This is a genomic window from Nostoc flagelliforme FACHB-838 (genome assembly GCF_014698065.1).
GTDB classification, from domain to species: Bacteria; Cyanobacteriota; Cyanobacteriia; order Cyanobacteriales; family Nostocaceae; genus Nostoc; species Nostoc flagelliforme_B.
In genome coordinates, this window is sequence record NZ_JACJSI010000713.1 from 1 (window position 1) to 1619 (window position 1619).

1 protein-coding gene is annotated in these 1619 nt (G+C 34.8%); it reads left to right on the forward strand.

What is annotated here, in order from left to right:
* On the forward strand, positions 1–1422 hold a 1422-nt coding region (locus H6G97_RS51035), incomplete at its 5' end, for an ISLre2 family transposase (protein ID WP_190947772.1).
* Positions 1423–1619 lie beyond the last annotated feature (197 nt).

Below are 1619 nucleotides of genomic sequence, written 5' to 3' on the forward strand. Positions count from 1 at the left end.
TTAGAACACTTTCAAGAAAAAGTCACGAAACTTTTAGAACTAACGAATCTCTCAGAATGGGATGGACACGTTTTTAGAGAACGTGAGAAAAAAATTAGAGAAATTGCCTTAGTTTTAGCAGGGGAATGTACAGCTTTATTGCTCTATAATCTGTCACAATCTCAAGATTTTTTAGATAAAGCAGAGCAGGAGACACAGGGGTGGTGGCAAACAACCACACAAAAGCATGGTTGTAAAAAACGACAAATATTAACAGTTGGGAATATCGAAGTAAGTTTAAAACTACCGTATGTGGTTGAGCGTCGAACTCAATCAAAGAAAAATCAAAAATCTACTCATGTTGGATTTTGCCCATTTTTAAGATATTTGGGAATGTCTGAGGGTTTAACCCCTGGAGTTTTATCGACTATTGCCCAATATGGCGCAATTGCTAGCTCATTTGAGGCAGCGCGGACAACATTAATTGATTGGGGCGTAAATATCAGTCTAAAACGCATAGAACGACTAACATATTACTTTGGTAAAATTGGCATAAATTTACGTGAATCGAAAATAAAAAGTTTAGAGCTTGGTAACTTACCTACAAGTAATATTCTTAAAGACCAGCGTGTTGTTATTGCTGTAGATGGTGGTCGTACACGGATTCGGATTAATAAAAAAGGTAGGCGTAAGGTTAAGACTAATCGTGTAGGCTTTACAGGAGAATGGATTGAGCCAAAACTATTAACAATTTATGTAGTGAATGAGCAAGGTGAAAAAATCAAGAATGGAGAGATTCCAATTACCAATGATGGAACTTATAAAGGATATCTTGGATTTTTGCAGATATTAGAGATGTACTTGGTTGATTTAGGTATTAGTCAAGCGAAACAGGTTTTATTGATTGCGGATGGAGCAGAATGGATCTGGATACATATTCCCCCTTTACTCAAAAAGTTAAAATGCCCACCTGAAACTTATCAGTTATTAGACTTTTTTCACGCTGCGTCACATTTACAAGATTTTGCTGATGCTGCTTTTAGCACAAATAATGAGCGTCAACAATGGTTTCAAAAGGCTCGAAAAAGTTTAAAAAAAGGTCAGGCACTAGATTTAATGAGAAATATGGGTGAATTTATCTTCGGGGCAAGTGGAGAGCGTCTTAAAATTTTGGTACGAGAGCGAAACTATATTTTAAAAGCTTACCGACGGAGGCTTTTAAAATATAATGAAGTTGCAACCAACAAACTTCCTCTTGGTAGTGGTGCTGTTGAAAGTTTAATTCGTCAAGTTGTTAATTTACGTATGAAAGGTAATAGTAAATTTTGGCTTCAAGATAACGCAGAAATTATCTTGCACCTCCGTTGTCAATGGATAGCTAAAAGTTGGGATAATTTTTCTGACTCTATCTTTAATTCGTTTATCAAACCCCAAAGTGCCTGATAAATTTTATACTTCAATTCGGCATTTAATTTATTTACTGCCATAATTGATACCAAGTGTTAAAGAATTATTGCAGACATATTTGGAAATAATCGTAAAATGATTTACTAGCAATCTTTTTGAGATATCTCATCAAGATGATTTGTCGTGTAATTACGTATGCTAATTGTAAATAAAATTACTTCATACACAAATGT